4 protein-coding genes are annotated in these 3,845 nt (G+C 75.8%); 2 read left to right on the forward strand and 2 right to left on the reverse strand.

Annotation, left to right across the window (positions count from 1 at the left end; genetic code table 11):
* Positions 1-136 precede the first annotated feature (136 nt).
* Positions 137-958, forward strand: a complete 822-nt coding sequence (locus tag HGCM_RS10265) for an SDR family NAD(P)-dependent oxidoreductase (protein WP_019136752.1) — start codon at positions 137-139, stop codon at positions 956-958.
* 49 nt (positions 959-1,007) lie between these two features.
* Here the strand turns inward: HGCM_RS10265 and HGCM_RS10270 are convergent, their stop codons facing one another.
* Positions 1,008-1,889, reverse strand: a complete 882-nt coding sequence (locus tag HGCM_RS10270; RefSeq protein WP_019136753.1) for a manganese catalase — start codon at positions 1,887-1,889, stop codon at positions 1,008-1,010.
* Positions 1,890-2,139: 250 nt separating this feature from the next.
* Between HGCM_RS10270 and HGCM_RS10275 the strand changes: the two genes are divergently transcribed.
* Positions 2,140-3,126, forward strand: a complete 987-nt coding sequence (locus HGCM_RS10275; protein ID WP_019136754.1) for a UDP-glucuronic acid decarboxylase family protein — start codon at positions 2,140-2,142, stop codon at positions 3,124-3,126.
* Here HGCM_RS10275 and HGCM_RS17950 read toward each other — a convergent pair.
* On the reverse strand, positions 3,020-3,845 hold an 826-nt coding region (locus HGCM_RS17950; protein WP_081596389.1), incomplete at its 5' end, for a glycosyltransferase family 9 protein. The genes HGCM_RS10275 and HGCM_RS17950 overlap by 107 nt on opposite strands.

Here is a 3,845-nt window from a genome sequence, read left to right on the forward strand (position 1 = left end):
GTGGGCGGACCGCACCGGCGGGTGGATCGCTCCGCGACGCGGGCCGGCGACGCCTCCGGCGTGCGCGGCCGCGGGCGCCGACCTACCGTCGCGGGAGACGTGAGGCAGGCGCGTCGCGCGACCGATCGGAGACGCCATGTCCGACGCCCTGCCTGACGCCCTGCCCGTCCCCGCCACGCCCCGCCCGCTCGCCCTGGTCACCGGCGCGTCCAGCGGCATCGGTCTGGCGCTGGCCGTCATCCTCGCCGAGCACGGCTTTGACCTCGTCGTCACCGCGGAGGACGACGGCGTCGAGGAGGTGGCGACCGTCCTGGGCGAGCACGGCACCGGCGTGCTGCCCGTCCGCGCCGACCTCACCGAGGAGGCGGGCGTCGACGCCCTGCTCGCCGCGGTCGCCGACAGCGGACGCCCGCTGGACGTCCTCGCCCTCAACGCCGGCACCGGCCAGGGCGGCGCGTTCGTCGACGTGCCGCTCGAGGACGACCTGCGGGTGATCGCGCTCAACGTCACCGCCGTCGTGCGGCTGGCCAAGGCGCTCGTGCCCGGGATGGTCGCGCGCGGCGAGGGACGCGTGCTCGTCACCTCGTCCACGGCCGCGCTGATGCCCGGGCCGTACTACTCGACCTACGCCGCCTCGAAGGCGTTCGGCCTGTCGTTCGCCGAGGCGCTCCGCCACGAGCTGCGGGAGACGGGCGTCACGGTGACGGCGGTGCTGCCGGGGCCCACGGACACGCCGTTCTTCGAGAAGGCCGACATGACGGACACGCGCGTGGGGCGCGGTCCGAAGGACGACCCCACCAAGGTCGCGCGCGAGGCGTTCGAGGCGCTCATGGAGGGGCGGGACAAGATCGAGGTCCGCTCGTTCAAGGCGCGCATGCAGGGGGCCGCCGCCGCCGTCCTGCCGGACCGTGCCGGCGCGGCGATGCACGCGGCGATGACCAAGCCGGACGACGCCTGACGCGCCGAGGGGTCGCACGCGGGTGCGTGCGGCCCCTCGACGTGCCGCGTCACTCCTTGTGCAGCTTGTCCTGCACCGTGCCCGCGACCTTCTCCATCGCGTTGGGCAGGTCGGTCGTGCCGTACAGCCGGGCGTCGGGACGCGTGGGCGGCGGCATCGGCACGCCCTGGGGCGGCTCGGCGACGTACGTGAACTCGCCCTTGCCGTCCGGCGTCGCGCCCGAGGCCCAGCGGCCCTGCGACGCGGCCTCGCCGTCCGAGAAGTTGATGTACTGGTAGGAGACCTCCCGGTCCTCCTTCTTGAGCGGGAAGTTGGACGGCACCGGCAGGTCCTCCTGACCCTCCTCGCGCAGCTCGGCCGCGGCGGCGAGCCACTGGTTCTGGTGCATGGTGTCGCGCGCCAGCAGGAAGGCGAGCAGGTCGCGCACGCCCGCGTCGTCGGTCATGTGGTAGAGCCGCGCCACCTGGAGGCGGCCCTGCATCTCGGCGTTCGCGTTGGCGGTGAAGTCGGCCAGCAGGTTGCCGCTCGCCGTGACGTAGGACCCCTGCCAGGGGTTGCCCATGCTGTCGACGGGACGCGCGCCCGCGCCGGCGACGATCGCGTGCTGCAGGTCGGTGCCGCCGATGACGGCCGCGACCGTCGGGTCGTTCTGGACCGCCTCCTCGGTGATGCCGAGCGGGGCCTTCTCGAGCAGCTGCGCGATCATCGTCGCGAGCATCTCGACGTGGCCGAACTCCTCGGCGCCGATGCCGTAGAGCAGGTCGCGGTACTTGCCCGGCACGTGGATGTTCCACGACTGGAACGCGTACTGCATGGCGACGGTGATCTCGCCGTACTGGCCGCCGAGGACCTCCTGGAGCTTGCGGGCGTACACGGCGTCCGGGGCGTCCGGCTTGGCCTGGTGCTGCAGTGACTGGCGGTGCAGGAACATGGGCTCTCCCACGAGTGTGCGCGCGCCCCGCAGGGCTGCACCGGGGAGCGGGCTCGACCCGCGTCACCCGGCCTCGAGTGACGACCTGCTTTCGTCGGCCGCGACGTCGCGACCGTCCCCACGCTAGGCGGCCGCACCGCGTGCGCAAGCGGGGGCGACGGCGTGCGGACGCGGGCGGACGGGTCCAGGCTGGTGCTGCGCTCCGGCGCGGGTCGGGAGCACGGCCGCGGTCTCGCCGAGAGGACCCGCCATGCCCGTCCGTCCGCTCGCCCCGTCCCACGCGCGCGCCGGGGCCGGACGCGCCGTCGTCACCGGCGGCGCCGGCTTCCTCGGCAGCCACCTGTGCACCGCGCTCGTCCGGGGCGGGTGGGACGTCGTGTGCCTCGACAGCTTCCTCACCGGCGGCGCCGCGAACGTCGCGCACCTCGTGGACGAGCCGACGTTCCACCTGCGGCGCTGCGACCTCGTCGACTTCGTGCACGTGCCCGGCGCGGTGGACCTCGTCCTGCACTTCGCGTCCCCGGCCTCGCCGGTCGACTACCTGCAGCTGCCGATCGAGACGCTCAAGGTGGGCGCCGTCGGCACGCTGCACGCCCTCGGGCTCGCGCGCGAGAAGGGCGCCCGCCTGGTGCTCGCCTCGACGTCCGAGGTGTACGGCGACCCGCAGGTGCACCCGCAGCCGGAGGACTACTGGGGGCACGTGAACCCCGTCGGGCCGCGCGGCGTCTACGACGAGGCGAAGCGGTACGCGGAGGCGCTGACGACGGCCTACCGCACGGCGCACGGCACGGACACCGCGATCGTCCGGATCTTCAACACCTACGGGCCGCGGATGCGCCCGCACGACGGGCGCGCCATCCCGACGTTCATCCGGCAGGCGCTCGCGGGCGAGCCGCTCACCGTGGCGGGCGACGGCTCGCAGACGCGCTCGGTCTGCTACGTGGACGACCTGGTGGCCGGCGTCCTGGCGCTCGCGACGAGCGAGCACCCGGGGCCCGTGAACGTCGGCAGCCCGGAGGAGCTGACGGTGCGCCGGATCGCGGAGGACGTGCTGGCCGCCACCGGCAGCCGCTCGTCGCTGCGGCTCGTCGGCCGGCCGGTCGACGACCCGGAGGTGCGCCGCCCGGACATCACCCGGGCCCGGGCCCTGCTCGGCTGGGAGCCGCGGGTGCCGTGGCGCGAGGGGCTCGCGCGGACCGTCGACTGGTTCCGGGAGCAGGCTCGCGTGCCGGCGTGAGGCTCGTCGGCCCGAGCGCGAGCTGCGCGAGGGCGGCCTGGACCACCTCGTCGACCTCGATCCGCGCGAGCGCGGGGTCGAGCGCGTCGCCGTGCGGGTCGCCGGGCGGGAGCGCCGCCCCGTGCCACAGCACCGTGTGCCGCTCGACGTCGAGCAGCGGGCCCCAGCGACGCGGGTCCACGGGCCCGTACAGCACGACGGAGGGGGTCGCGAGCGCCGTCGCCAGGTGCGCGACGCCGGTGTCGCCGCACACGACGAGGTGCGCCGAGGCCACCGTGGCGGCGAGGGCGGGCAGGTCGAGCTCGCCCGAGCGGTCGCGCACGCGCAGCAGCTCCGCCTCCGACCGCAGGCCCGCGACCACCCGTCCGCACAGCGCGCGCTCGGCCGGCGAGCCGGTGAGCTCGACGAAGTGACCGGCGGCCGTGAGCGCGCGCACCACGGCCGTCCAGCGCTCGGCCGGCCACCGCCGGCTGCCGGACGCGGCACCGGGGTGCACCAGGACCTCGCCGCGACCCGGCGCGAGCCACGGCCGGCGCGGGGCCCGCGGGGGCGGCAGGCGCAGGTCGTCCAGGTTGCAGGCGCCGCCCGCGCCGCGGACCAGCCGCACCCAGCGGAGCACCTCGTGCTCCTCGGGGTCCCAGCGGGGTCCGTCGGGGTGGCCCGGCGCCGCGTAGGCGACGAGGCGCGACGGCCGCGTGCCGCGGAGCCGCTCGTGGCTG

Origin of the sequence: Cellulomonas massiliensis JC225 (assembly GCF_000312005.1) — a bacterium.
GTDB lineage: Bacteria > Actinomycetota > Actinomycetes > Actinomycetales > Cellulomonadaceae > Cellulomonas > Cellulomonas massiliensis.